Origin of the sequence: Kitasatospora sp. NPDC059160 (assembly GCF_042755465.1) — a bacterium.
Lineage (GTDB): Bacteria > Actinomycetota > Actinomycetes > Streptomycetales > Streptomycetaceae > Kitasatospora.
This window is the reverse complement of sequence record NZ_JBHZCN010000049.1, coordinates 1-25,835: the sequence shown is the minus strand read 5'-3', so window position 1 is coordinate 25,835 and position 25,835 is coordinate 1. Positions and strand designations below refer to the sequence as shown.

24 protein-coding genes are annotated in these 25,835 nt (G+C 74.9%); 8 read left to right on the top strand and 16 right to left on the bottom strand.

Annotated elements, in window-relative coordinates; genetic code table 11:
* Positions 1-10 precede the first annotated feature (10 nt).
* From efeB to ACFXOZ_RS21685, 6 genes are all read right to left on the bottom strand, one after another.
* Positions 11-1,291: an iron uptake transporter deferrochelatase/peroxidase subunit gene (efeB, locus tag ACFXOZ_RS21710; protein WP_380528386.1), complete on the bottom strand. Its 1,281-nt coding sequence runs from the start codon at positions 1,289-1,291 to the stop codon at positions 11-13.
* Entirely contained in the window at positions 1,288-3,348 is a 2,061-nt protein-coding gene (locus ACFXOZ_RS21705; RefSeq protein WP_380592112.1) for a FixH family protein, read from the bottom strand. Before ACFXOZ_RS21705 ends, efeB begins: the two co-directional genes overlap by 4 nt.
* 13 nt (positions 3,349-3,361) lie before the next feature.
* Positions 3,362-3,859, bottom strand: a complete 498-nt coding sequence (locus ACFXOZ_RS21700; protein ID WP_380592110.1) for a copper chaperone PCu(A)C — start codon at positions 3,857-3,859, stop codon at positions 3,362-3,364.
* Complete coding sequence (locus ACFXOZ_RS21695) at positions 3,859-4,530, bottom strand: SCO family protein (RefSeq protein WP_380528382.1); 672 nt, start codon at positions 4,528-4,530, stop codon at positions 3,859-3,861. The genes ACFXOZ_RS21700 and ACFXOZ_RS21695 overlap by 1 nt, the downstream gene beginning before the upstream one ends.
* A gap of 73 nt (positions 4,531-4,603) precedes the next feature.
* Positions 4,604-5,359, bottom strand: coding sequence for a YcnI family protein (locus tag ACFXOZ_RS21690; protein ID WP_375895249.1), 756 nt, complete (start codon positions 5,357-5,359; stop codon positions 4,604-4,606).
* A 181-nt stretch (positions 5,360-5,540) separates the two neighbouring features.
* Positions 5,541-6,359 (bottom strand): hypothetical protein, encoded by an 819-nt coding sequence (locus tag ACFXOZ_RS21685; protein ID WP_380528380.1) that lies wholly within the window; start codon positions 6,357-6,359, stop codon positions 5,541-5,543.
* A 229-nt stretch (positions 6,360-6,588) separates the two neighbouring features.
* On the opposite strand from ACFXOZ_RS21685, the gene ACFXOZ_RS21680 reads away from it, so the two are divergent.
* Positions 6,589-7,212, top strand: a complete 624-nt coding sequence (locus ACFXOZ_RS21680; protein ID WP_380592108.1) for an ATP-binding protein — start codon at positions 6,589-6,591, stop codon at positions 7,210-7,212.
* A gap of 21 nt (positions 7,213-7,233) precedes the next feature.
* On the opposite strand, the gene ACFXOZ_RS21675 is transcribed toward ACFXOZ_RS21680, so the two are convergent.
* Both ACFXOZ_RS21675 and ACFXOZ_RS21670 read right to left on the bottom strand, forming a co-directional pair.
* Positions 7,234-7,986, bottom strand: a complete 753-nt coding sequence (locus ACFXOZ_RS21675; RefSeq protein ID WP_380592106.1) for a hypothetical protein — start codon at positions 7,984-7,986, stop codon at positions 7,234-7,236.
* A gap of 97 nt (positions 7,987-8,083) precedes the next feature.
* Positions 8,084-9,028 carry an LAETG motif-containing sortase-dependent surface protein gene (locus tag ACFXOZ_RS21670; RefSeq protein ID WP_380530911.1) on the bottom strand — a complete coding sequence of 315 codons (945 nt, stop codon included), beginning with the start codon at positions 9,026-9,028 and terminating at the stop codon, positions 8,084-8,086.
* Positions 9,029-9,210: 182 nt separating this feature from the next.
* Here ACFXOZ_RS21670 and ACFXOZ_RS21665 point away from each other — a divergent pair, with 182 nt between their 5' ends.
* Both ACFXOZ_RS21665 and ACFXOZ_RS21660 read left to right on the top strand, forming a co-directional pair.
* Positions 9,211-9,441 (top strand): hypothetical protein, encoded by a 231-nt coding sequence (locus tag ACFXOZ_RS21665; protein WP_375896724.1) that lies wholly within the window; start codon positions 9,211-9,213, stop codon positions 9,439-9,441.
* Positions 9,442-9,466: 25 nt separating this feature from the next.
* Positions 9,467-10,786 (top strand): amidase, encoded by a 1,320-nt coding sequence (locus ACFXOZ_RS21660; RefSeq protein WP_380592104.1) that lies wholly within the window; start codon positions 9,467-9,469, stop codon positions 10,784-10,786.
* Positions 10,787-10,824: 38 nt separating this feature from the next.
* On the opposite strand, the gene ACFXOZ_RS21655 is transcribed toward ACFXOZ_RS21660, so the two are convergent.
* On the bottom strand, positions 10,825-11,466 hold the full coding sequence (locus ACFXOZ_RS21655) for a TetR/AcrR family transcriptional regulator (protein WP_380530905.1): 642 nt from the start codon (positions 11,464-11,466) through the stop codon (positions 10,825-10,827).
* Positions 11,467-11,639: 173 nt separating this feature from the next.
* Here ACFXOZ_RS21655 and ACFXOZ_RS21650 point away from each other — a divergent pair, with 173 nt between their 5' ends.
* The 3 genes from ACFXOZ_RS21650 (at position 11,640) to ACFXOZ_RS21640 (ending at position 14,271) form a co-directional block, all read left to right on the top strand.
* Positions 11,640-12,506, top strand: a complete 867-nt coding sequence (locus ACFXOZ_RS21650; protein ID WP_380530903.1) for an alpha/beta hydrolase — start codon at positions 11,640-11,642, stop codon at positions 12,504-12,506.
* Complete coding sequence (locus ACFXOZ_RS21645) at positions 12,503-13,111, top strand: TIGR03086 family metal-binding protein (protein ID WP_380592102.1); 609 nt, start codon at positions 12,503-12,505, stop codon at positions 13,109-13,111. The genes ACFXOZ_RS21650 and ACFXOZ_RS21645 overlap by 4 nt, the downstream gene beginning before the upstream one ends.
* Before the next feature lie 338 nt (positions 13,112-13,449).
* Positions 13,450-14,271, top strand: a complete 822-nt coding sequence (locus tag ACFXOZ_RS21640) for an integrase (RefSeq protein WP_375896737.1) — start codon at positions 13,450-13,452, stop codon at positions 14,269-14,271.
* A gap of 86 nt (positions 14,272-14,357) precedes the next feature.
* Here ACFXOZ_RS21640 and ACFXOZ_RS21635 read toward each other — a convergent pair whose 3' ends face one another.
* The 3 genes from ACFXOZ_RS21635 to ACFXOZ_RS21625 form a co-directional block, all read right to left on the bottom strand.
* On the bottom strand, positions 14,358-14,735 hold the full coding sequence (locus ACFXOZ_RS21635) for a hypothetical protein (RefSeq protein ID WP_375896740.1): 378 nt from the start codon (positions 14,733-14,735) through the stop codon (positions 14,358-14,360).
* A 211-nt stretch (positions 14,736-14,946) separates the two neighbouring features.
* Complete coding sequence (locus ACFXOZ_RS21630; protein WP_375896743.1) at positions 14,947-15,906, bottom strand: pirin family protein; 960 nt, start codon at positions 15,904-15,906, stop codon at positions 14,947-14,949.
* 134 nt (positions 15,907-16,040) lie between these two features.
* Positions 16,041-16,544 carry an SseB family protein gene (locus ACFXOZ_RS21625; RefSeq protein ID WP_375896745.1) on the bottom strand — a complete coding sequence of 168 codons (504 nt, stop codon included), beginning with the start codon at positions 16,542-16,544 and terminating at the stop codon, positions 16,041-16,043.
* 215 nt (positions 16,545-16,759) lie between these two features.
* On the opposite strand from ACFXOZ_RS21625, the gene ACFXOZ_RS21620 reads away from it, so the two are divergent.
* Positions 16,760-18,589, top strand: a complete 1,830-nt coding sequence (locus ACFXOZ_RS21620) for an acyl-CoA dehydrogenase (RefSeq protein WP_380530894.1) — start codon at positions 16,760-16,762, stop codon at positions 18,587-18,589.
* Positions 18,590-18,705: 116 nt separating this feature from the next.
* Here the strand turns inward: ACFXOZ_RS21620 and ACFXOZ_RS21615 are convergent, their stop codons facing one another.
* The 3 genes from ACFXOZ_RS21615 to ACFXOZ_RS21605 form a co-directional block, all read right to left on the bottom strand.
* On the bottom strand, positions 18,706-19,953 hold the full coding sequence (locus ACFXOZ_RS21615; RefSeq protein WP_380592100.1) for an ABC transporter permease: 1,248 nt from the start codon (positions 19,951-19,953) through the stop codon (positions 18,706-18,708).
* The gene (locus ACFXOZ_RS21610; protein WP_380592098.1) at positions 19,954-20,664 is read right to left on the bottom strand and encodes an ABC transporter ATP-binding protein; all 711 of its coding nucleotides are present in this window, start codon (positions 20,662-20,664) and stop codon (positions 19,954-19,956) included.
* A gap of 538 nt (positions 20,665-21,202) precedes the next feature.
* Positions 21,203-22,210 carry a peptidoglycan-binding protein gene (locus ACFXOZ_RS21605; protein ID WP_380592096.1) on the bottom strand — a complete coding sequence of 336 codons (1,008 nt, stop codon included), beginning with the start codon at positions 22,208-22,210 and terminating at the stop codon, positions 21,203-21,205.
* 310 nt (positions 22,211-22,520) lie between these two features.
* Between ACFXOZ_RS21605 and ACFXOZ_RS21600 the strand changes: the two genes are divergently transcribed.
* Complete coding sequence (locus ACFXOZ_RS21600; RefSeq protein WP_375896757.1) at positions 22,521-23,834, top strand: M18 family aminopeptidase; 1,314 nt, start codon at positions 22,521-22,523, stop codon at positions 23,832-23,834.
* Positions 23,835-23,893: 59 nt separating this feature from the next.
* Here the strand turns inward: ACFXOZ_RS21600 and ACFXOZ_RS21595 are convergent, their stop codons facing one another.
* Complete coding sequence (locus ACFXOZ_RS21595; protein WP_380592094.1) at positions 23,894-25,708, bottom strand: NHL domain-containing thioredoxin family protein; 1,815 nt, start codon at positions 25,706-25,708, stop codon at positions 23,894-23,896.
* Positions 25,709-25,835 lie beyond the last annotated feature (127 nt).

The following is a 25,835-nucleotide window of genomic DNA, read 5'->3' as shown; positions in this document are numbered from 1 at the left end:
CGCGCGGGCGCTACCCGTCCAGGAGTTGCTGCCCCAGGTAGCCCCCGGCCGGCACCCCCGGGGGGACGGCGTACAGCCCGCTCGCCTCGTGCCGGAGGAAGCGGGACAGCCCGTCGCCCCGGGAGAGCTTGCGCTGCACCGGGGTGAAGCCCCTGCGCGGGTCGGCCTGGAAGGCGAGGAAGAGCAGGCCGGCGTCCGGCGAGCCGTCCGGCAGCGCCCCGTCGTGGTACGAGAAGCCGCGCCGCAGCATCGCCGCCCCGCCGTTGCCCGCCGGGGCGGCGACCCGGACGTGGGCGTCGGCGGGGACGGCGAGAGCGCCGTCTGGGCCCTGGGCGGCGAGGTCCACCGGGGTGCCCTCGCCCGAGCCGGCCGGCGCGCTCAGCGGCGAACCGTCCGACTTGCGCCGGCCGATCACCCGCTCCTGGCGGTCCACCGGCAGCTCCTCCCAGTGGTCCAGCAGCATCCGGATCCGCCGGAACACCAGGTACGAGCCCCCGGCCAGCCAGGCCGGCTGGTCCCCGCCCGGGGCGCAGAACACCTTGGCGGCGAAGCCGTCCTCGCCGGGCCTGGGGTTGTTGGTGCCGTCGATCTGGCCCATCAGGTTGCGCCCGGTCACCGGGCGGGCGGCGGCGCCGGGGGTGCGGGCGAAGCCGGCCGACTGCCAGCGCGGGGCCGCCGTGCCGGCCGCCAGCTTCTGCAGGGTCCGCAGGGCGTGCAGCGTCACCAGCGCGTCGTCGGCGCCGATCTGGACGAACAGGTCGCCGTCGCCGCGCGCCGGGTCCAGCGCGTCGCCGGTGAAGGCGGGCAGCGGTTCGAGGGCGGCCGGGCGGCGGTCGGCCAGCCCGGCCTTGTCGAACAGCGCGGCGCCGAAGCCGAGCGTGACGGTGAGCGAGCAGGGCCCGGCGTCCAGGGCGACCTGGTTGTCGAACTCCGCGGCCGGCTCCCCGGCGGTCAGCCGCTCGACCGCCCCGGTCCAGCGCCGCAGCAGGGCGCGCAGCCCGTCCCGGCCGGCCCCGTCGACCAGGTCGAAGGCGGCCAACTGGACGCGGGCCTGGGCGGGTTCGAGGATGCCGGCCTGGTGCTCGGCGCGGAACGGCACCCGGCCTGCGCCGAGCGCGCCGGCCCCGCCGCCGGACGCCCCCGCCCCGGCGCCCGGCCGGTCGTCGTAGGCGACCGCCCCGGCCGCGCCCGCCCCGGCGCCGACCAGCAGTCCGGCGCCGGCCGTGCCGAGCAGGGCGCGGCGGGTGAAGCCCGCCGGGCTCGTCGTCTCGTCGTGCTCCACCGCGCTCATCCGATCTTGAACTGCTGGGTGGGGGTGGTCTGGTCGATGTCCGAGGAGCGGATCTGCACCGAGACCACCCAGGTGCCGGCCAGCGGGAGCTGGGTGGTGCCGCTCCAGCGCCCGGTGCCCTCCGCGGTGAGCGCGACCGGCAGCGGGCCGAGGTCGCGGTCCGGCAGGGTGAAGGCCAGCTGCACCTCGGGGACGTCCACCGGCTTGCCGTCCGCGCCGTCCAGCGCGAGCTTGACCTCGTTCGGGCCGGTCCGGGCCGGGTTGAGGGTGACGGTCGCGGTGCCCTTGGCGTTCGGCGTCCGGCCCTTGGTGTCGTACGGCAGCTTGAGCTCCACCGTGCGGCCGGGCTCGGTCTGCGGGGCGGGCGCCGATCCGGCCGCCGCCGGGGCGGCGTTGCCGGCCGCCTTGACCTCGCCCGCGACCCGCCCGGGCGGGGAGTTGGTGAGCATCGTGGTGACCACCAGCACCGCCACCGCGACCAGCGCCTCCACCAGCACCGAGCGGCGCAGCCCGGCCCTGGTCGGGGTCAGCCCGCGCTCGCGGCCGGCGGTGCGCGCGGCGGCCCGCTGCCGTTCCAACTGGGCCCGCCGGACCGGGTCTTCGCCGTGCGCGACGGCGCCGACCGGCTCGGGCACCTCGGCCCGTTCGACCTCCGCCGCCTCGGCCGGGGCCGAGCGCAGCCGGGCCAGCCAGCTGCGGGAGATCCAGGCGACGCCCAGCATCACGACCACGCAGCCGGTCTTCACCAGCAGCAGCTTCCCGTACTCGGTGCCGGTCAGGGCGCTCCAACTGCCCAGGCCCCGCCAGGACTGGTAGACCCCGGTGACGGCCAGCACGGCCACCGAGCCGAAGGCGATCCGGGAGAAGCGGTCCACCACCTCGGCGCCGACGCCCTCGCGCAGCGCGACCAGCAGCGAGGCCAGCCCGCCCAGCCAGAGCGCCATTGCGATCAGGTGCAGGATTCCGAACGGCAGGGCCAGCCAGACCTGGATGCCCACCGAGGCGTGGTCGGCGCCGACCCAGGTCGCGGAGAGCGCCACCGCGAGCACCAGTCCGGCCACGCCCAGGCCGATCCGGGCCTCGCGCTGCGGCCGTGCGGCGGCCCGCTGCTCCAGCTCGTGCAGCTCGGCGGCCTCGGTGTCGTCGTCGTGCGGTTCCGCGTCCGCGTCCGTGTCTGAGGCCGAGCCCGGGCCCGCGGTCGCGACCGGCTTGGGCGGCTGCCCCAACTGCCCGACCAGCAGCGACAGGAAGATCCCGGCCGCGGCGAGCAGCAGCAGCCGGGCCGCCAGTGCGGTGCCGATCCGCTCGTCCAGGGTGGCGCGCACCAGCGACAGGTCGAGGGCCTGGCCGACGCCGGAGCCGCGCTCGTACGGGCCGCGCAGCATCAGCACCGCGACGGTCGAGGCCAGCAGCGCCGTCCAGCCGGTCATCAGCAGCCGCTGCACCGGGCGCCGGGCGGCGCCGGCCGGCCAGCAGACCAGGACGAAGGCGGCGACCCCGGCGAGCAGCGCGAAGGCGGCGTACGCGACGGTGCGGCCCGTGCCGTACAGGGCGGCGACCAGGCCGTCGGCCTTGGCGCCCTGCAGCGCGGTGGTGGACACCGAGGTGTCCGAGGGTGCGCCGATGGAGAAGGTGAACGCCCCGCCGACCGGGTGGGAGTCCTCCGAGACGGCCCGCCAGGCGACGGTGTACGTGCCGTTGGCTAGGCCGCTGCTGAGGCCGACCCGGGCGGTGTTGCCCTTGCCGTCGGCGTGCGCCGGGTTGCCGGTGTCCACGGCCTTGCCGGCCGGGTCGAGCACCCGGACGGAGTCGCTCGACAGCGACACCGCCTCGCTGAAGGTCAGGGTCACCGCCGGCGGGGCGGTGGCGACCACCGAGTTCTGCGACGGGTCGGTGGAGTCCAGGGTGGCGTGCGCGGACGCCGGGGCGGCGCCGGCGAGCATCAGCGCGAGCAGCGTGCCGAGCGTTCCCAGCGCCGCGGCGATGCGCGGCGGGACGCTCCGGCGGCGCGCGGCCGGCGGCCGTGACGCGCTGCGGGGGTGGGCGGCCTTCTCCATGCTGGCGGGTCCCCTAACTCTGGCCGGGGCGGTAGGTGAGCTCCTTGACCGGCACCTTGACGGAGATGGTGCCGGACTTGGCGAAGGTCAGGTCGAGCTCCAGCTCGTCACCCAGGGCGGGGGCCTTCTGCCAGTCCATGATCATCAGGTGGGTGCCGCCGCGGGCGAGCTGCAGCGCGCCGTGCGCGGGCACGTCCAGGCTGTTGACCTGCTCCATGGTCGAGGCGGTCGAGCGGTGCATGGTGACCGACCCGGCGGCGGGGCTGGTGACCTTGAGCAGCTGGTCCGGCCCGCCGTCGTTGCGGACGGTCAGGTAGCCGGCGCCCATCCCGCCCGCCGGGGGCAGCGGGATGTAGGAGTCGGCCACGCTCAGCTTCGCCGGACCGGCGTCCGACGGGCCGCCGCCCGGGCCGCCCGTCCCGCAGGCGGCGAGTATCGCGCCGCCGCCGAGGACCGTCGCCAGCACCGCCCCGGCCAGGGCCGAGCGGCGGAACCGTCGGTTCGCCGCCATCACGCCGCGACCCCCTTGGCGAGCAGCGGCAGGTCGTGCTCGTAGGTCTTCTCCTCGGTGCCGCTCATGTAGAGCACGTGCGCCTTGTCGTCCGAGGGGAGGAAGGCCAGCACCTGCGCGCCGTGGGTGGAGGTGACGGTGCCGTCCGCGTTGACCACCGGGTCCTCGATCATGATGCCGAGCGACTTGGCCGCGGTCTTCACCTTCGCCAGGTCGCCGGTGAGGCCTATGAAGTCGGTGCCCATCGAGTCCAGCCAGGTGCGCAGCACCTTGGGGGTGTCGCGCTGGGGGTCGGTGGAGACGAAGACGACGTTGACCTTCTTCCGGTCCTCCGCCGGGAGGGCCTTCATCGCGACCCCGATGTCGCCCATGGTGGTCGGGCAGACGTCCGGGCAGCTGGTGTAGCCGAAGAACAGCAGGGTGGCCCTGCCGTTGGTCTGCTGCCGCAGGTCGTACGGCTGGCCGGAGGTGTCGGTCAGCTGGAGGTCCGGCTTCTCGAAGTTCCTGGCCAGCTTGGTGCCCTGGTACGGGGTGTCCTCCTTCTGCTGGGTCACCTTGGCGGCGGTCGAACCGCCGCCGCCGGAGGAGCCGCAGGCGGACAGGGTCAGCGCGGCGGCCAGGGCGAGGGCGGCGGCGCCGGCCAGTCGGGTGGAGCGGGCGGTGCGGGGCATGGTGGTTCCGATCGGACGCGGTGGACCGCCGGCGGGGCCGTACCGGGAGGGGTACGGCCCCGCCGGCGAGGGGTCAGGAGGCGGAGCCGCTGTTCCTGCGGCGCAGGCCGAGCACGCCGACGGCGGTGCCGATCACGCCGACGACGATGCCGACCACGCCGAGGGTGCGGGCGGTGCCGTCGCTGGACTTGGCGTCGCCGGCGGAGGCGGCGTGGTCGGAGCTGTCGCCGTGGGCGCCGGCGGCCGGGGAGGCGGTGGCGGAGGCGCCGTGGTGGTCGTCACCGGCGGCCTTGGTGAGCTTGAGGGCCGGGGCCGGGTGGGCCGGCTCGGGCTGGCCGGCCGCGGCCTCGTCGATCCAGCGGACCACGTCGCCGTTGTCGTAGGTCTGCAGGGCCTTGAAGACCATGCTGTCGGCGTCGGTCGGCAGCGGGCCGAGCGAGACCCGGAACTCCTGGAACTGGCCGGGGGCGATCTTGGTGCCCGGGTCGGCGGTCCAGGTGATCTTGGAGACGGCCTCGTTGACGTCGCTGCCGTGCACCTTGATCGGCTTGTCGAGCTTGGCCTTCTCGACGGCGGCCGTCCAGCCCGGCAGCGGCAGGGTCCGGACCGAGGCCAGCGGGTGGTCCAGCGGCAGGTTGACCTCCAGCTTCACCGTGCTCGCCGTGTCGCTCTCGTTCGGCACCCGGAAGTCGACGGCCGTGTAGCCGCCCTGCGCGGCCGAACCCGGGTTCACGGTGACGTGCGCGAAGGCGGGGCCGGCCAGCGCCACCACCGAGGCGGCGGCGGTCAGGGCGACGGCGGCGAGACGGCGGGTGGGAAGGGAACGCATGATGGGGGGTCTCCGATCGGAGCTCGGCACGTGACCGCCGCTCTCGGCGGCGGGCTGCACGCGCGGACGTGGGGGGCAGGACCAGGGGCCGCCGTCGCCGTGGACGGACGGAACGGCCCGGACACCGCGCACCGCACCCGGTCGGCCGACACCCCTCCTCGGGGTGCGCGCCAACGCCGGATCAGTACGCGAAGGCCCCGCACGGCGGCCCGCGCCGCACCACGCTGTGCCGCAGCACCGCGCCCGCGGGCAGCCGGCTCCCGCCGCCCCCCGCACCGAACCGGCGGACCGGACCGGCCACGCCGAACAGACCGCCCAGCAACGCGGCCACCAGCACCAGCGCCGAGCGCAGCGGCTCCGCCCAGTGCTCCCGGGCCGCCGACGCCGCCACCCGCAGCAGCCGCCACAGCGCCGCCTCGCCGCGCCGCAGCCACCAGCCCGCCACCAGCGCGGCGGCCAGGTGCCCGGCCAGCATCGACGGCGTCATCCCCAGCACTCCGCCCTGCTGCCACCAGGGCACGGCGGCGTACGCGTGCGGGTCCAGACCCGCCGAGGAGACCAGCTGCTCCGGCGAGGTGCCGGCGGGCAGGCCCACCAGGGTGCCCGGCCGGGCCTCGTTGCAGATCAGCCGCCCGGCCGCCTGCGGCACGCTCATCGGCACGCCGTCGTGCATCCCGTGGCCGCCCAGGCCGTGGAAGAGGCAGTGCAGCCCCAGCTGACCCGCGCCCAGCGCACCGGAGATGGCCACCAGCGAACGCTCCCGCCCGCCGCACGCCACCGCGAGCACCAGCACCGCGGCGAAGCCCGTCGCCAGCGCGACCGGCGGCACGTTCCCGCCACCCGCCAGCGCGTGCCCGGCGGCCGCTATCAGCGTGCACACCAGCGCGAACGGGACCGCCCGGGCAAGCCGCAGGTCCCAGGCGGCCCCCACCGGCCGAGCCGGCTGCGCTCGCTCGAAGACAGGGGTGCCCTGGAACGGGGCGGCGGGGAGGGCAGTCATGGCCGGGCCATCATCTCATCGCGTACACCGCCGACACGGGCAGGGTGGGAAATCCCTACGAATGCCCCGTTCGGCCGCGGCGTGCACCCCACCGCATGCGCCCTTCGGCACAGACCCCGTCCCCAGTCCATCCGCCGAACGGGCGGTAGCCGCCCCCGGGCACGGTTCACCGCCGAATCGCCCGGAGATACCTAGTTGTATGTGGAGCCGCAGCCAGGAGGGACCTCCCGTGGACATCTGGTGGACTCTGCACCTCAAGCGCGACCCGGCCAGCGTTCCGCTGGCCCGGCGCATCCTGCTCGGTGCCATGGCGACCGCGGGCGTCGACCCCCAGATCGCCGACGACCTCGGCGTCGCCCTCACCGAGGCCTGCGCCAACGCCGTCGAACACGGCGCCACCGGCCGGCCCGACGACGGCTTCCAGGTCACCGCCGCCATCAACGGCGACCGGCTGCGGATCGAGGTCACCGACTCCGGCCCCGGCCTGCCCGCGCCCAGCGCCCCGCCCGCCCGCCGCCCGGCCGCCCCCGCCCCGGCCGGCCACGCGCCCCGCCGCCCCCGCCGCGGCCGCGCCACCGTCCCGGCCCGCGTCCTCACCGCCCACCGCCCCCGCCGCGACGGCCACCCCTACGACACCCACGTCCTCCCCCACCGCCCCGCGGCCCCCACCCTCCGCCCGGTCGACCTCGACACCCTCCCCGACCTCACCGCCGAATCCGGCCGCGGCCTTTTCCTCATCCACGCCCTCACCGACCACGTCCAACTCCGCAACCACCCGCTCCGCGGGGCCATCGTGAGCTTCGACAAGATCCTCAAGTGGCAGGACGGCGCGCTGCTGCGCGCTGCGTCCTGAGCGTGTCCGGGCGGGTGCCCGTCAGTCGGTGGTGGGGCGGCGGCGGGTGAGGAGGCGGAGGGTGGTGCCGAGGAGGAGGGCGGTGGTGCCGGCGATGGCGAGGGGGCGGGTGGCGGTGCCGGCGCCGGTGTCGGCGAGGTGGGTGGGGGTGGTGCCGGTGGCGGGCTGGGCGTGGTCGGCGGGGGTGAGGGTGCCGGTGTAGGCGGCGGTGAGCTGGGGGCAGGTGTACTTCTTCGCCGGGGCGGAGCCGCTCGGGAGGACCTCGGACCTGGCGGTGAAGGTGAGGCGGTGGTCGCCGCGCGGGGTGCCGGCGGCGAGCCGGACCTGGAGGGTGAGCCGCTGGCCCTGGGGGACCTGGTAGGCGCCGGTGTCGACCGGGGTGCCGGTGACGGCGAGGGGCTTCCAGGCTCCGGCGCCCGCGCGCAGTTCCAGCGGGAGGCTGCCGCTGCCGTCGGCGAGGGCCACGGTGGTGGCGAGCTGCTTCACCGTGGCGGTGCTGGTGTTGGTGAAGGTGACGGCGAGTTCGCCCGGGGTGCCGGTGCCGCCGGTGGCCGGTATCGGGTCGGCGGTGGTGCCTTCCGGGCAGTCGGCGGGGGCGGTCGGCACCGGGGTCGGCGTCGCGGTCTCGGAAGGCGTCCCGGTGGGTGCCCCGGTGGGCGTCGCGGGGGCGGTGGTCGGGGTGTCGGAGGCGAACGCGGGGACCGTGGCGAGGGCGGCCGGACCGGCGGTGAGCACGAGCAGGGTGCAGGCGGCGGGAAGGCGGGCGGGACGCATCGGCGGGCTCCAGCGGTGGGGTCGGGTGTCGCTCTCCCGGAAGACCACCGAGGGGCCCGAACGGTTGTCCGCGCCCCTCGGTTCATTTCACGCGGGATCAGCTGTGCGCGCCCGCCTTGCGACGGCGCAGGACGAACAGGGTACCGGCGCCCGCGGCCAGGACGGCGGCGCCGCCGAGGGCTATCGGCAGGGTGTTGGAGGAGCTGCCGGTCTCGGCCAGGTGCGGGCCGGCCGACGGGGAGGCGGAGGCCGTGGCGGACACGGCGGCGGGCACGGTGGCCGCGGTGGTGGCGCCACCGGCCTCGGCGACGTGGAACTCGCCCAGGTAGTCGTCGAGGAACTGGGTGCAGGCCTGGGGCTTGTTGTTGGCCGGGGTGGGGACCTTGTCGTTGTCGAAGGCGTCCGAGCCGGCCTCGTAGTTGGCGCCGTAGCGGCCGACCGGGGCCTTGGCGGTGGCGGCGATCCGGACCTTGTAGGTGAGCTTCTCGCCCTTGGCCAGCTTGAACTCGGGCGTGATGAGGCTCCGGTCGTTGAGCTGCGCGGGCTTCCAGCCGTCGCCGGTGTTCAGCTGGACGTCGAAGAACGCGGTGCTCCACTGGACCGGGACGTTGCCGTCGAACTCGTCCGTGACGTACAGGGAGTTGTGGACCACGGGCAGGTCGACGCCGCTCTTGTTCTCCCAGGTCACGGTGACCTCGGCGGCCGGTCCGCCCTTGACCAGGGTGGTCCCGTACAGGCCGGTGCCGGTGGCCTTGAGCAGGGCGCTCTGGTAGACGCCGCCGTGGCACCGGTTGTCGACGGTCGGCTTCGGTACCGGCTTGACGGTGGGGGTGACCGGGGCGCTCGGCGTGCCGGTCGCGGGGGTGCTCGGCGCCGGGGTGCCGGGGGCCGGGGTGCTCGGGGCGGTGGTCGCGGTCGTGGTGCCGGTCGGGGCCGGGGTCGGGGAGGTGATCCCGACGGCGCTCGCGGTGGCGGCGCCGGCCGTGGCGCAGAGGGCGAGTGCCGTCAGCGCGGAGGCGGCGAGAAGGCGGGAAGAGCGCACGCGACTAGCTCCATCTTTGGGCGAAATACAGGTGGTTTTGGGCGATTTGAGGCTTCGGCGCGGGCCGTCGGCACTGGTTCGCCCGCGTACCCTACCGGGGTGGGGTGCCGGTGCTCCCGGGCGGGGGCGGGAGGCAGGGTGCTCCGGTTGCCGGGGCGTGGGGGCCGCCGGACGATGGGGGCATGATGCACCAGATGCGAGCCGAGTTCGGCCCCGAGGGGGAGGCCGGAGGGGTGCGGCTGTGGCACGTGGTCCGGGGGTCGCAGAGCGTGGCGATGTGCGGCCGGGAACTCGATCCCGGGGCGCCGGTGCGGGAGGCGGTGGACTGGGGGCGGACCCCGGAGCTGTGCTGCCACACCTGCGGGGCGTACTTCCTGCGCGAGACGCCGTACCTGTCGGCCGAGCACCAGTGAGCGGCCGGGCGCTACGGTGCTCGGTATGGAGGAATCGCTGGTCCGGCCCCGGTCGCTGACCGTCGAGGCCGCGGGGCTGCGCTCCGGCACGCCCGGGTTGTCCGAGTACGTCGACCGGTTCTGCGCGCGGGTCGAGCGGGTGGACCCGCTGCTCCACGCGTTCGTGGCGGAGCCCGGTCGGCACGACCGACTGCGGGCGCGGGCAAGGGAGTTGGCCGCGCGCTACCCGGAACCGGCCGGGCGGCCGCCGCTGTACGGGGTGGCGGTGGGGATCAAGGACATCGTGCACGTGGACGGCCTGCCCACGCACGCGGGGTCCGCGCTGCCGCCGGGTGTGCTGGCCGGGCCGCAGGCCGTGGTGGTGGACCGGTTGCTGGCGGCGGGGGCGATGGTCGCGGGCAAGACGGTGACCGCCGAGTTCGCCGCGACCGCCCCGGGCCCGACCCGCAATCCGCACCGGCCGGGGCACACCCCGGGCGGTTCGAGCAGCGGGTCGGCGGCGGCGGTGGCGGCCGGGCTGGTGGCGTTGGCGATCGGCACCCAGACGGTGGGTTCGGTGATCCGGCCGGCCGCGTACTGCGGGGTGGTGGGGTTCCGGCCGACGTACGGGCGGATCCCGTTCGCGGGCGTGGTCCCGAACGCGCCGAGCTTCGACACCCTGGGCGTGTTCACCGCCGATCCGGCGGGCGCGGCACTGGTGGCCCCGCTGCTGTGCGAGGACTGGCGGCCCGGGGAGGGGGAGGCGGCGGCCCCGGTGTGCGGGGTGCCGGACGGGCCGTACCTGGAGCGGGCGGAGCCGGCCGCGCGGCGGGCCTTCGAGGAGCAGGTGGCACGGCTGGTCCGGGCCGGGGTGACGGTGCGCAGGGTGCCGCTGTTCCCCGACTTCGCCGAGGTGGTGCGGCAGTTGCAGGTCGTCAACCGGTTCGAGCTGGCCCGCAGCCACGCCGACTGGTTCGCCCGCTTCGGCGGGCTGTACCGGCCGGAGACGGTGGCGAGCATCCGGGTCGGGCAGGGGGTCGCGGCGGTGGACCGGGCGGCCGCGCTGCGGTTCCGGGAGGGGCTGCGGGAGCGGGTGGCCGGGGCGGCGGCCGCCGCCGGGGTGGACCTGTGGCTGGCGCCCTCGGCGACCGGCGGGGCGCCGGAGGGCCTGCACGACACCGGGAACGGGGTGATGTCGCTGCCGTGGAGCTTCCTCGGTCTGCCCGCGGTGAGCCTGCCGGCCGGCCGGACGGCGGACGGGCTGCCGCTCGGTCTCCAACTGGTCGGCGCGGCGGGGGCGGACGAGCGGCTGCTCGCCGGGGCCGCCGTGCTGGAGCGGGCGTTGGGGCAGCGGGCGTTGGGGTAGCGGCGGGTACGGGGTAGCGGGGGGTACGGGGTGGCGGCTCAGGCGAGCGCGGGGTCGGCCGGGTCGGTGGCGGCGGTGCGGAGCAGGCCCGGCAGGAGGCGGCCGGCCCGCTGGTAGGGGGCGTCGTCCTGGTGCAGGACGGCCTGGGCGTTGGCCGCCTCCAGGACGGCGATCAGCGCGAAGGCGAGGTCGTCGAGGTCGGCGTCGGGGCGCAGGGCGCCGGTGCCGCGGGCCCCGGCGAGGGCTTCGACGACGGTGCCGTGCCATTCCCGGGCGCAGCCGGCCAGGGCGTCCCGGACGGCGCCGGGGCGGGCGTCGAACTCGGCGGTGACCTGGTAGAAGAAGCAGCCGCCGGGGAAGACCCGGGTGCGGGAGTAGGCGAGCCAGCTCTCGCAGAGCGCGCGGGCCCGGGCGAGGCCGGGCGGGATCTCGGCGACCGGGGTGAGGACGGCGTCGGCGAAGATCCGGCGGGCGGCGCGGACGGTGGCGAGCTGGAGCTCCTCCTTGGAGCCGAAGCCGGCGAAGACGCCGCTCTTGCTGAGTCCGAGGTCGGTGGCGAGGCGGCCGATGGACAGCGCGTCCAGGCCTTCGACGGAGGCGATCCCGACGGCGCGGCGCAGGACGGCCCGGCGGGTCTCCTCCCCGCGCAGGACCCGTCCGTCCGTGGTCGGTGCGGCCATGGTGCGCCCTCGTTCCTCGTCGCGGTGGGGTGTCGCCCAGGGTAGTGGGTCGGTTCGTGGGGGCGGCGGTCCGGCGGTGGTCTGAAAACTGCACGAACGGTCGTGCTAATATCTCGCCCCGAGCAAGGAGCAAGGCCCAGGGAGCGCAGCACGCAGAGAGCAGGGGAGACCCGATGGACCCGGCCCAGGCACTGATCCGCACCGCCCTCAACCCCACCGCCCGGATCGCCCCCGGCCTGGCCGGCCGGGCGGCCTTCGAACTCTTCCGGCGCCCGCTGCGGCGCAGCCCGGTCCGGCCCGCCGAGCGGGAGGTCCACCACGGGGCGGCCCGCGAACCGCTCGCCGTCGACGGCGGACCCGTGGTCGGCTACCGCTGGGGCAGTGGCGAACGGCCCGTCCTGCTGCTGCACGGCTGGCGCTCCCGGGCGTCCCGCTTCGCGCCCTTCGTCCCCCGGCTGCGCGCCCTCGGCCTGAGCGTCCTGGCCTTCGACGCGCCGGGCCACGGCGACTCCGGCGGACGCGCCACCAGCGTGCTGGAGTACCGCGAACTGGCGCTGCGGCTCCAGGACCGGTACGGGCCGTTCGAGGCCGTGGTGGCGCACTCGCTGGGCGTCTGCGCGGCCTTCGGCGCGCTCGGCGACGGCCTGCGGGCGGGCCGGCTGGCGGCCGTGTCCGGGGTGTCCGAGGTGGGCTTCTTCCCGGCCGCCTTCTGCGCCGGACTGGGCCTGGACGCCACCGTCGAGCGGGCGCTGCGCCGCCGCATCGAACAGGACCTGTTCGCCGGGGACGCCGGGGTCTGGGAGCGGTACGACGCCGCGCGCCGGGCGGCGGAGATCGGGCTGCCGGTCCTGGTGCTGCACGACGAGGGCGACGACGTGGTGCCGCTCGGCCAGGCGCACCGCTTGAAGCGGGCGTACGGGGAGCGGCTCGACCTGGTGGTCACCCGGGGGCTCGGCCACCGCCGGATCGTCGCGGAACCGGCCGTGGTGGACCAGGTGATCGGATTCGTCGCCGCCGGAACGGGGGTCGCGGCCGCATGAGGATCGTCGAACTGCACGCGCGGGCCGTGGCGTCGGCCGTCGAGGTGGTGGCCGCCGTCCGGCCGGAGCAGCTGGGCCGGCCCACCCCGTGCGAGGGGTGGACCCTGGGTGCGCTGCTGGCGCACTGCGTCGGCCAGCACCGGGGCTTCGCCGCGGCCGCCCGGGGCGCCGGTCCGGACCTGTCGCTGTTCGCGGACGCCCCACCGGGTGCCGACCCGGCGGAGGACTTCCGCCGCAGCGGCGCCGACCTCATCGCCGCCTTCCGGGAGGCGGCCGCCGCCGGGCGGGCGCTCTGGCTGCCCGAACTCCGTGCCGACGAGCCGTTCCCGCTCGACCTGGCCGTCGGCTTCCACCTGCTGGACACCCTGGTGCACGGCTGGGACGTCGCCGCGGCGCTCGGCGGCACCGGGCGGCTGGTCGCGGCGGTGGACGGCGACGAGGAGCTGGCGGGCGCGCTGCTGGCGGTGACCGGGGCCGTCCCGGACACCCCGGAGTTCCGGGGGCCCGGCCGGCCGTTCGGACCGGGGCGGGCGCCCGGCGGCGGTGCGGGGCGGTTCGAGCGGGCGCTGGCGCTGCTCGGCCGCGACCCGGCCTGGCGCGCGTAGGCCTTGTCCGGCCCGGGGGTTACGCGTCGGGGCCGCGCCGCTCGTCGGGGAAGCGCGGTCCGCCGATCAGGAAGAACAGTGCGGCGGTCGGAAAGCCGAGCGCGGCGGCGAGCAACACGATGAACTGCCAGAACATCTTCCGCTCCTCGTCAGTCCCGGGCCGCCCGGGCACCCGAAGGTGGTGCCAAACCTGGACGGCCCTGATTGGCCGAATTGTCCAGTCGTTATCCGACGGTATGGCCGAATCGCCCCGGCTGCCACCGGAAACCGGCCCCGGCCCGCGCCACACCGGCGCAGGGGTCTGGGCGCGGGCCGGGGGTGGCGGCCACACTGTCGGGATGCAGCTACAGCTCGCAGGGGAAGCACGGCGGCCCGACCGCGAGAGCGAGGACTTCGCGGCGGCCTCGCCGGAGGCGCTGGTCCTGCTGGACGGCGCCAGTTCGCCGGCCGGTCTGGAGTCCGGGTGCCGGCACGGAACCGCCTGGTACGTCCGCCGGTTGGGGGTGCACCTGCTCGCCCGGCTGACCGACCGGGTGGACCGCTCGATCGCCGAGTGCCTGGCCGACGCCATCGTGGAGACGGCCGCGCTGCACGGCGGCCGCTGCGACCTCGGCCACGCCAACACGCCCGCGGCGATGGTGGTCGCGGCCCGGCGGCACGGCGAGTCGCTGGAGTACCTGGTGCTCGGGGACTCGCTGCTGGTGCTGGAGTTCAAGGACGGCCCGCCCAAGGTGATCGGCGACAACCAGCGCTTCCCCGGCGGGGAGGGGCTGCGCCGCCAGGTCTGGGCGACCGTCCCGGGGTCGGCCGAGCGGGCCGCGCTGCACCTGGAGTACGCGCTGGCGGTGCGCGCCGCCCGGAACCGGGGCACCGGGCCGTGGATCGCCGCCGCCAGTCCGCGGGCCGCCGAGCACGCCGAGACCGGCTTCGTCCGGCTGGACCGGCTGCACGCGCTGGCCGCCCTCACCGACGGCGCCTCGCGCTACACCGAGCGCTTCGGGCTGGGCAGTTGGGGGGACGTGCTGCAGCTGCTCGCCGAGTCCGGTCCGGGTGAGCTGATCGCCCAGGTCCGCGAGGTGGAGCGGGCGGACGCGGGCTGCGAGCGCTGGCCGCGCGGCAAGACCCATGACGACGCCTCCGCCGTCTACGCGTTGCTGTAGCCGGCGGAGGCGCTGCTCAGGCGGTGCTGCCCGGGCGGTGTTGCTCAGGCGGTGCTGCCCGGGTGGTGCGGGGTGGGTGGTGCGGGTCAGCGGTTCTGGCCCCAGCGGAAGCTGGACGAGTCGCCGACCTTCTGCACCCACGGCTGCACGTAGCGGGAGGGGTCGTCGCTGGTGGAGAAGCTGCCGCCGGTGATGTGGCCGACCCAGCCCTGGTCGCTGGTGTACGCGCCGGCTTCGCAGCCCTGGGTCCCGTTGCCGTGGTTGATCAGGTCGTACTGCACGTACCAGTGCGAGCTGTAGTAGAAGTGCACGTTGATCGAGCAGGTGCCCGTCCCGTCGTAGACGGAGTACGAGCTGGTGTCGATGGTCGGCCGGGCCTCGGCCGCGGTGGCACCGGTCAGGGCGATCAGCGGTGTCGAGGCGAGTACGGCGAGTACGGCGAGCCGCCGGACGGTACGGCGCATGGTGGGTTTCCTCCCGTGGTGGTCTCGACCAATTTGGCCAATGGTTCAGACCAATCGACATTATGGGGAGACGCTCGGAGCAGGTGTCAACACCCGTGCGACAAGGGGAGGATGGGACTCCGGAGGCTTCCGGTACGAACATGGCGAAGGGCCCGGACCGTAGCGGTCCGGGCCCTTCGGGTGTGCCGACGTCCGTGGGTGTCCGCGGGCGTCAGTGGGCGTCGGTGGGGATGGTGCCGAGGCGGCCGGCCTGGAAGTCCTCCATGGCCTGCTGGAGTTCGCGGTGGCTGTTCATCACGAACGGGCCGTAGTGGGCGACGGGCTCGCGGATCGGGAGGCCGCCGAGGAGGACCACCTCGAAGTTGTTGTCGCGGGAGTCCTGCTTCTCGTCGGCGCGGATGGTGATCGAGTCGCCGTCGCCGAAGACGACGGCCTGGCCCCGGTGGAAGGGACGGCGCTCGGCGCCGGCCGAACCGTTGCCCGCGAGGCCGTAGGCGAGGGCGTTGAAGTCGGCGCGCCAGGGCAGGGTGACCTGGGCGCCGGGGTTGACCGACGCGTGGATCATGGTGATCGGGGTGAAGGTGGTGCCCGGGCCCTGGTGGCCGTCCAGCTCGCCGGCGATCACCCGGAGCAGCGCGCCGCCGTCCTCGGAGCCGAGCAGCTTGACGCTGCCGCCGCGGATGTCCTGGTACTTCGGGGTGATCATCTTGTCCGAGGCGGGCAGGTTCACCCACAGCTGGAGGCCGTGGAAGAGGCCGCCGGACCGCACCAGGGACTCCGGCGGGGTCTCGATGTGCAGGAGGCCGGAGCCGGCGGTCATCCACTGGGTGTCGCCGTCGGTGATCGTGCCGCCACCGCCGTGCGAGTCCCGGTGGATGAACGTTCCGTCAATGATGTAGGTGACGGTCTCGAAGCCGCGGTGCGGGTGCCAGGGGGTGCCCTTCGGCTCGCCGGCCGCGTAGTCCACCTCGCCCATCTGGTCCATCATGATGAACGGGTCGAGGTACTTCTGGTTGATCTTGGCGAAGGCGCGGCGGACCGGGAAGCCCTCGCCCTCGAAGCCCTCGGGGGCGGTGGCGACGGTGAGCACCGGCCGCGGGGTGGCGACGGTCTGGTCCGGCGTGGTGACGCGCGGGAGGGTCAGCGGGTTGTCGACGGTCACGGCGGGCATGTCGGCCTCCTTCGAGGGGGGTTCTCTGGCCTACGTCCACGAGAATAGTTCAATCCTCAACAACAAGCAAGTTGAAACTTGAACTATGTGGTGACGAAGGAGCGCGGGGCTCCTCTCCCGGGGTGGGCCGTCCGTCAGCCGTACATCCGGCGCATGGTGAAGTCGACCATCTGCTCCACGGCCTTGGCGTCGAACACCATCCGGTGCTCGCCCTCCATGTCCAGCGCGAAGCCGTAGCCGGTCGGCAGCAGGTCCAGCACCTCGGCGCCGGTGACGGTGAAGTGCTTGGAGTCCTTGCCCGCGTAGCGGCGCAGCTCCTTGAGCGAGCTGAACATCGGGATCACCGGCGTCGGGGTGTTGTGCAGTGCCAGGAAGCCGGGGCGCTCGCCGCGCGGGCAGTGCACCTTCGAGGTGATGAAGATGGCCTGGAAGTCCTCGACCGCCATCGAGCCCGTGGTGAAGGCGCGCACCGCGTCCGCCAGGGACGGCGGGGAGGGCTCGGGGTACAGCGACTGCTGGGGTGCCTGCCCCTGGGTGCCGTACGCGTCCGGTCCGGGCATGCCGTTCATGCCCGGCTGCGGACCCGCCTGCTGCTGGTAGGGGTCACCCGGGTATGCGTTCTGGTCATATCCGTACACACGGACAGGCTAGCGGGAGCGCACCCGCCCGCGCTGGCGTCGATCCTGACAAGGAGTGGTCGCCCCGGCTTGTGGGACGTGACCACGTTCATACCGGATTCACCGCCGGGGGCTTGCCCAAGTTACCGCTGGGTAGCATCATGATGCCTACTGGTGGGTACGGGGCGCCCGAAACGCGGCGGTCTCCCGGAAGCGACGAACCGGAGAAAACGGCCATGGGTCACTACAAGTCCAACCTGCGGGACGTGGAGTTCAACCTCTTCGAGGTGTTCGGTCGCGACCAGGTGTACGGCACCGGGCCGTTCGCGGACATGGACGTCGAGACCGCGAAGAACATCCTCAGCGAGATCACCCGCCTCGCCGAGAACGACCTCGCCGCGTCCTTCGTCGACGCCGACCGCAACCCGCCGGTCTTCGACCCGGAGACCAACACCGCCCCGGTCCCGGCCACGTTCAAGAAGAGCTACCAGACCTTCATGGACGCCGAGTGGTGGCGCCTGGGCATCCCGGAGTCCATCGGTGGCCAGGTCACCCCGAACTCGCTGATCTGGGCCTTCGCCGAGCAGATCCTGGGCTCCAACCCCGCCATCTGGATGTACTCCTCCGGCCCGGCCTTCGCCGGCGTCATCGCCGAGGAGGGCACCGAGGAGCAGCTCGAGGTCGCCAAGCGGATGACCGACCGCCTGTGGGGCTCCACCATGGTCCTCACCGAGCCCGACGCGGGCTCCGACGTGGGCGCCGGCCGCACCAAGGCGATCCAGCAGGAGGACGGCTCCTGGCACATCGAGGGCGTCAAGCGCTTCATCACCTCGGGCGAGCACGACATGTCCGAGAACATCATCCACATGGTGCTGGCCCGCCCCGAGGGCGGCAAGCCGGGCACCAAGGGCCTCGGTCTGTTCATCGTCCCCAAGTTCGACTTCGACTGGGAGACCGGCGAGCTGGGCGAGCGCAACGGCGTCTACGCCACCAACGTCGAGCACAAGATGGGCCTCAAGGCCTCGAACACCTGCGAGATGACCTTCGGTGCCAAGCACCCGGCCAAGGGCTGGCTGCTGGGCGAGAAGGTCGACGGCATCCGCCAGATGTTCAAGATCATCGAGTTCGCCCGGATGATGGTCGGCACGAAGGCCATCGCCACCCTCTCCACCGGCTACCTGAACGCCCTGGAGTACGCCAAGGAGCGCGTGCAGGGTGCCGACATCTCCCAGTTCCTGGACAAGACCGCCCCGCGCGTCACCATCACCCACCACCCGGACGTGCGCCGCTCGCTGCTGACCCAGAAGGCCTACGCCGAGGGCATGCGCGCGCTGGTCCTGTACACCGCGTCCGTCCAGGACGACATGATGGCCGCCAAGCTGCGCGGCGAGAAGGACGAGGCCGCCGAGCGCCTCAACGACTTCCTGCTCCCGATCGTCAAGGGCTACGGCTCGGAGAAGTCCTACGAGCAGCTCGCCCAGTCCCTGCAGACCTTCGGTGGCTCCGGCTACCTGCAGGAGTACCCGATCGAGCAGTACATCCGCGACGCCAAGATCGACACCCTGTACGAGGGCACCACCGCCATCCAGGGCCAGGACTTCTTCTTCCGCAAGATCGTCAAGGACGGTGGCCAGGCGCTCACCGCCCTCAACGAGCAGATCCAGAAGTTCCTCGGCTCCGCCGAGGGCGGCGACGCCCTGGCCGCCGAGCGCGAGCTGCTCGCCAAGGCCGCCGGCGACCTGGAGGCCATCGTCGGCAAGCTCATCGCCGACCTGACCTCGGTCGAGCAGGACGTCAAGAACATGTACAAGGTGGGCCTCAACACCACCCGCCTGCTGATGGTCTCCGGCGACGTCGTGGTCGGCTGGCTGCTGCTGCGCCAGGCCGCGGTGGCCCTGGCCAAGCTGGAGGCCGGCGCCTCCGAGAAGGACGTGCCGTTCTACCAGGGCAAGGTCGCGGCCGCCCGCTTCTTCGCCAAGAACGTCCTCCCGACCATCGCCCCCCAGCGGGCGATCGCCGAGGGCATCGACAACGAGATCATGGAGCTGGCGGAGGAGGCCTTCTAAGGCCTGCGCCCTCCTCTTCTGAACCGCCTGACGACACCCTCACGCCGAAGGGCCCGGCTGCCACCGGGCCCTTCGGCGTTTCCCGTGCCGCCCCAGGTGCCGCTCCAGGTGCCGTCCTAGGTGCCGTGCAGGGCCTGGAGGGGGTCGGTGCGGGCCGCGCGCAGGGCCGGGTAGAGGCCGGCGAGGAGGCCGACGGCGGTGCCGATCAGGGGGGCGGGCAGGGTGGTGGCGGGCTGGAGGACGGCGGTCCAGTCCCGGGCGGCGGCCACGCCGACCACCGTGACCACGCCCAGGCCGGTGCCGATCAGGCCGCCGAGGGTGCCCAGGGCCGTCGACTCGGTGAGGAACTGGGCCGCGATGTGGCCGGTGCGGGCGCCCAGCGAGCGGCGCAGGCCGATCTCCGCGGTCCGTTCCAGGACGGCGACCAGTGTGGTGTTGGCGATGCCGACGGCGCCCACCAGCAGGCAGATCCCGGCCAGGGCCAGGAACAGGCCGGTCAGGTCGGAGGCCACCGTGTCCTGGAGGCCGTGCGGGTCCGGCGGCGGGACGGCGGTGAACGCGGTCGGGGCGTCCGGCCGCAGGGCGAGCGGGAGTTGGGCCGCCACCACGGGCGCCGCGCCGATCCGGGTGGCGACCAGGCCCTGGGCGCCGCGGTCCGGCTGCGGGGCCGGGTTGCCGAAGTGCTCCAAGGCCGTGCCGGCCGGGACGATCAGGCTCAGCAGGGCACCCGGCCCGCGCCGGACGTCCGCGTAGACGCCGACGACGGTGTACGGGAGGCGGTCGATGAAGACCGCCGGCTGGGCGTCCAGGCGGCTCACCCCGAGGCGTGCGGCGGCGGCCTCGCTGAGCAGCACCACCGGCTGTGCGGTGTCCTGGACGAACGGGTCCAGGGTGACCCCGGCGGTCAGGGTCGGCTCCATCGCGGCGACCGCGCCCGGGGTGGCGGCCAGGACGGACAGTCCGGCGCCCTCGTCGGGGCCGTCCGGGCGGCGGGAGAGCGTCGGGGTGCCGGGCACCGGCCACCAGACGCCGCCGGCCCGTACGCCGTCGATCGCGGCGATCCGGTGGTCGGCGTCGGCGGGGAAGTCGCTCGGCGGGTTGGTGCCGGGGGCGACGCCGTCGGTGCGCGGCTGGTCGGTGACGGTGACGGTGGTGGCCCTGGTCAGGCTGAACCGCTCGTCGATCCGGCCGGTGGCGGTCGCGGTCAGGCCCAGGACGGCGACGAAGGCGCCGATGCCCAGCACGGTGCCGAGCAGGGTCAGCGCCGAGCGGCCGGGGCGCTGCAGGAGGCCGGAGAGCGCCTCGGAGAGCAGGTCGCGGGGGCTGAGGCGGGAGGACGGTCCGGGGGGCGTGGGGCGGGCCACTCAGACCACCTCGGGCACGGTCAGGCGGCCGTCGCGGAGCAGGGCCCGGCGGTCGGCGCGGGCGGCCACGGCGGGGTCGTGGGTGATCACCAGCAGGGTGAAGCCCTCGGCCTGCAGGGCGTCGAACCGGTCCAGCACCGCCGCGGCGTTGGCCGGGTCCAGGTTGCCGGTCGGCTCGTCGCACAGCAGCAGGCTGGGCCGGTTCACCAGGGCGCGGGCGATCGCCACCCGCTGGCGCTCGCCGCCGGACAGGGTGCCGGGCAGCGCGTCCGTGCGGTGGCCGAGGCCGACCAGGCGCAGCGCCGCCAGCGCGGCGGCGCGGCGGGCGCGGCGCGGGGTGCGGTTGTAGACCTGGGCGAGGAGGACGTTCTCCTCGGCGGTGCGGTGCGGGAGCAGGTGGAAGGACTGGAAGACGAAGCCGATCCGGTGCCCGCGCAGGGCCGAGCGGTCCCGGTCGCGCAGGCCGGCGGTGTCGATGCCGTCCAGCTCGTAGCGGCCGCCGGTGGGGGTGTCGAGCAGGCCGAGCAGGTGCAGCAGGGTGGACTTGCCGGAGCCGGACGGGCCGGTGACGGCCAGGTACTCGCCGCGGTGGACGGTCAGGTCGGTGGGGTGCAGGGCGACGACGGGCGGGCGGCCGGGGTGGGTGCGGCCGACGCCGTGCAGGGCGATGACGGGCGGTGCGGCGGGGGAGTCCGTCGCCGGCGGGGTCACTTGCCGACCACCACCTGGTCGCCGTCGCCCAGCCGGGCGCCCTCGGCCGGGGTGACGGCCACCAGGCCGTCCGCGGTGACGCCGGTGGCGACCGGGACGGTGCTGCGGTTCCCGGCGGGATCCACCCGGGTGACGGAGGTCCGGCCCGCCGCGTCGGTGGAGACCGCGGCGACCGGGACGGCCGTGACGGGGGCGCCGGCCTTGGCCCTCAGGACGGTGAGGCGGACGTTCCTGCCGTTCAGGGCGGCGGGCAGCGGGGCGTCCGGGGTGATCGTGACCGGTACGTAACTCTGGCCGCCCGGCTGGTTGTCGGGCGCTCCGGCGGCCGGGCCCGCGGCGCCGGGGGGTACTGCGCCGGGCCGGGCGGGGCCGGAGCCCGCCGGCGCGCCCGAGCCGCCCAGGGTGATCACCTTGCCGGCCGGGGCAGCGGTGGTCGGGGCGCCGACCTGGGCGACGGTGCCGGGGGCGGTGGTGCCGGAGTCCTCGGCGAGCAGCTCGACGGCCATGCCCGGCCGGACGCCGGCCGCCTGGGCCGGGGTCAGCTGGCCGGTGACGGCCAGGCCGCCGCTGGTGAGCGACAGCAGGGCGCCGGAGACCGGCGAGCCGACCGCGCCGTTGACGGCGGTGACGGTGGCCGGGAAGGCGGGCAGGAACAGCACGTGGGCGGCCGGGACCATCGGGCCGTTGACGGCCTCGGCCTTGCCGAGGGCGGCCCGGTCGTCCGCCAACTGCTTCCTGGCGTCGGCGAGTTGCCGGTCGAGGTCGCCGGTGGGGGCCGGGGCTGCCGGGGCTGCTGGGGCTGCTGGGTCGGGGCCGGGGTCGGGGGCGGGGGCGGTGCGGTGGCGCCCGCCTCCTTCTGTGCGGTGAGGCCGTCCACCGTCCGCCGGTCGGCGTCGACCGCCTTCCGCGCGGTGTCCACGGCCTGCTGGGTGGTGGCGCCGGTGGTCGGCACCGGGTAGCCGAGCGCGCGGTAGAACTCCGTCACCGCGGCGGCGGTGCCGGGCCCGTACGAGCCCTGGTCGTCCTCGCCGCTCCCGTGCCCCAACCCGGCCAGTGCGGACTGGAGTTCGGCCACGTCGGGGCCGGTGCTGCCCGGCTTGAGGTCGCGGTACGCGGGCACCGGTCCGGGCAGGGCGAACAGCGGCTGCCCGGACACCTCGGCGAGCAGCCTCCCGGCCACCGCCAGGTCCCCCTGCCGCACGCCCAGCTTCGAGACGAACAGGCCGGTCACCTCGGCCGAGGCCGCGGTCGGGACCACGTCGAACTGCGCGGGCGGGTACACCACCGCGCGGGCGACCGTCGAGGGCGTCAGCACCCGGCTGACCACCGGCGCGGTCAGCAGGCTGTTCGGCGGCGGAGCGGTCCGCGCGGCCCGCTCCGCCGGGGACTTCACCAGCGCCGCCGCCCCCACCCCGCCCACCGCCACCAGCGCGGCGGCCAGCGCCACCCCCAGCAGCGCCCGCCGCCGCCGCGCGGCCCGCGACGGGGCGGGCGGGGGAGGCGGCGGGTCGGCGGTGCCGTCGGCGGTCTTCGTCGTCGTGGTCAACTCATCCCTCTCCCCGAGGACTTCACTGGGACGAGTGTTATCACCCGGCGGTCGGGCGCGGGTGGGGGTTCCCGGCTTTTCGGTGCGCGGCGGGCCCGTGCGGCGCGGCCGCGGCCGGGGCTCCGCTGACGGTGTGCGACCGGGTCGGACCAGGGCGTGAAGAAGGGCCGGTGGGAGGCGGGTTCGGGATCGCGCCGGTGTTCCGAAACCGTTGCCCGGTCCCGAATGCCATGTCCGTGTACGGGCATATGCTCAAGGTGCGAAGCCGATCCCCCATCCGGCTTCGGCCCTCCCTCGACCCTGGAGCAGTATGTCGACCGCCGCCCGCCGGGCCTTCTTCGACCGGACGCACACCGACGATCTGATCGCGTTCCTCGGCACCTCGCCGTCCCCGTACCACGCGGTCGCGAGCGCCGCCGAGCGCCTGGAGAAGGCGGGGTTCCGTCAGGTCGCGGAAGCGGACGCCTGGGACGCGGCGGCCGGCGGGCGCTACCTGATCCGCGGTGGTGCGCTGATCGCCTGGTACCTGCCGGAGGGGGCGGGGCCGGAGACGCCGTTCCGGATCGTCGGCACCCACACCGACTCGCCCAACCTGCGCGTGAAGCCGGTCCCCGACACCGGCTCCGCCGGGTGGCGGCAGGTCGCGGTGGAGATCTACGGCGGGGTGCCGCTGAACACCTGGCTGGACCGTGACCTCGGCCTGTCCGGCAGACTCGCGTTGAAGGACGGCAGCGCGCGGCTCGTCCAGCTGGACGAGCCGCTGCTGCGCGTGCCCCAGCTCGCCATCCACCTGGACCGCCAGGTCAACGACGGCATGAAGCTGGACCGGCAGCGGCACGTCACCCCGATCTGGGGCCTCGGCCCGGTCGACGAGGGCTCGCTGATCGGCTACGTCGCCGAGCGGGCCGGACTGGCCGCCGAGGAGGTGGCCGGCTGGGACCTGATGACCCACGACGTCCAGCCCGCCTCGTACCTGGGCCGTGACCGCGAGCTGCTGGCCGGCCCGCGGCTGGACAACCTGCTCTCGGTGCACGCGGCCACCGCCGCGCTGGCCGCCGTGGCCGTCGCCGCCGCCGGGGGCGAGGTGGAGCTGCCGTACATCCCGGTGCTGGCCGCCTTCGACCACGAGGAGACCGGCAGCGAGTCGGACACCGGCGCGCAGAGCCCGCTGCTCGGCAACGTGCTGGACCGGACGGTGTACGCCCGCGGCGGCTCCCCGGAGGACCGCGCCCGGGCGCTGGCCGGCACCGTCTGCCTGTCCTCGGACATGGGCCACGCCGTCCACCCGAACTACTCCGAGCGGCACGAGCCGGGCCACCACCCGCTGCCGAACAACGGGCCGATCCTCAAGGTCAACGTCAACAACCGCTACGCGACCGACGGGGTCGGCCGGGCGGTGTTCGCGGCCGCCTGCGAGAAGGCCGGCGTGCCGTGGCAGAGCTTCGTGTCCAACAACGCGATGCCCTGCGGGACGACGATCGGTCCGATCACCGCGGCGCGGCTGGGCATCAAGACGGTGGACTGCGGCATCGCGGCGCTGTCCATGCACTCCGCGCGCGAGCTGTGCGGGGCCGAGGACCCGTACCTGCTGGCCAGCGCGATCAAGGCCTTCCTGGAGGGCTGAGCACGTAGCCGCGAAGGGGCCCGCCGGTCCGCCGGCGGGCCCCTTCGCAGCTTGCCCGGTTACTCCATGCCCGCCAGGACCAGCGGGAGGCGGCGCACGCCGTCGGCGACCAGCTTCACCGGCACGCCCCAGTCCTGCTGGTGCACGTGGCAGGCCGGGTACTCGATCTCCGGGTCGTCGTCGCAGGAGGCGGCCATCGCCGAGACGTGCAGCACGCCCTCGGTCACCTCGGCGGAGAGCACCAGCTCGCGGGAGAGGGCGGAGTCCGCGCCCGCACCGGAGACCAGCAGCTCGGGCGGGGTCGAGCTGACCAGCAGCCGGGTGGACGGGCCGTAGCGCTCGTCCAGCTTCTGGCCGCTCGGGGCCTCGAACACCACGTCCAGCCGCAGGGCGCCCGGGGCGACCTCGGTGGCCGCGCGCTGGGTGCGGTGCGCCACCGACTCCACCCGCACCGCCTCCTCCGGCAGCCGCAGCCGGGTCAGCCGGTGCCGGGCCGACTCGATGACCACGATGTCGCCGTCGACCAGCACCGCCCCGGAGGGCTCGCGCAGGTCGGTGGCCAGCGTGGTGACCTCGCCGCTCGCCGGGTCGAAGCGGCGCAGCGCGTGGTTGTAGGTGTCGCTGACGGCCACCGAGCCGTCCGGCAGCACGGTGACGCCCAGCGGGTGCTGGAACAGGGCCTGGTCGGCGGCGCCGTCCCGGTGGCCGAAGTCGAACAGCCCGGTCCCGACGGCCGTTTCGACCGTCCCCGTTTCACGTGAAACGAAGCGCAGCGCGGAGGTCTCCGAGTCGGCGACCCAGAGCCGCTCGCCGTCCGCGGAGACCGCGAGGCCGGACGGCTGGGCGAACCAGGCCTCCGCGACCGGGCCGTCCACCAGGCCCTCGTTGGTGGTGCCGGCCGCCACGGCGACCGTGCCGGCCGCCAGGTCGTACGCCCACAGCTGGTGCACGCCCGCCATCGCGATCCACACCTTGCCGTCGAACCAGGCGACGTCCCACGGCGAGGAGAGGTCCACCTCGCGGGCCGGGCCCTCGGTCGGCGTGCCCTGCCACCACTGGCGGCCGGTGCCCGCCAGGGTGGTCACGCTGCCGTCGGCCAGCCGCACCCCGCGCAGCGCGTGGTTCACGGTGTCCGCGACGACCACGTCGTAGTCGTGGCCCTCCGGCAGCAGCGCCAGGCCCTGCGGTTCGCTGAACCGGGGGTCGGCGCCGTCCACCAGGCCGCGCTGCCCGTCACCGATCCGGCGCACCACCGTCTCGCCGTCCTCGGCCAGCTCGACCAGCGAGTGGTGGCCGGAGTCGGCCACCAGGAAGTGGCCGTTCGGCAGCCGCACCGCCTTGCCGGGGAACTTGAGGTCCTCGCTGCTCGGCTCCGGCGGCACGTACGGGCCGTCGCCGCGGCGCAGCGTGCCCTTGGCCCCGTGCTCCGCCTCCAGCTCGGCCACCAGCCGGGCGATCGCGTGCGCGTGGCCCTCACCGGCGTGCTGGGCCACCACGTAGCCCTCGGGGTCGATCACCACGAGCGTCGGCCAGGCGCGGACGGCGTACTGCTTCCAGGTCGCCAGCTCCGGGTCGTCCAGCACCGGGTGGTGCACCTCGTACCGGGCGACGGCGTCCACCACGGCCTGGTGGTCGGCCTCGTGCACGAACTTGGGCGAGTGCACCCCGACGATCACCACGGTGTCGCGGTGCCGCTCCTCCAGCTCGCGGAGCTCGTCCAGGACGTGCAGACAGTTGATGCAGCAGAAGGTCCAGAAGTCCAGGACGGTGATCTTGCCCCGGAAGTCGGCGAGGGTGAGGTCCTTGCCGCCGGTGTTCAGCCAGCCGCCTGCTCCGACCAGTTCGGGGGCGCGTACGCGTGCACGAGATGCCATGGGTGTATCCAACCCCATGAGGGGTGGGGGGCATTCCGGGGGTGAGGGGGCCGCTGCGCGGGGCTGGGGTGTGGGGGTGGGCTTTCGGGAGGGTGGGTGGGTCCGGGGGCGGTTCCGGGGGTGGGTG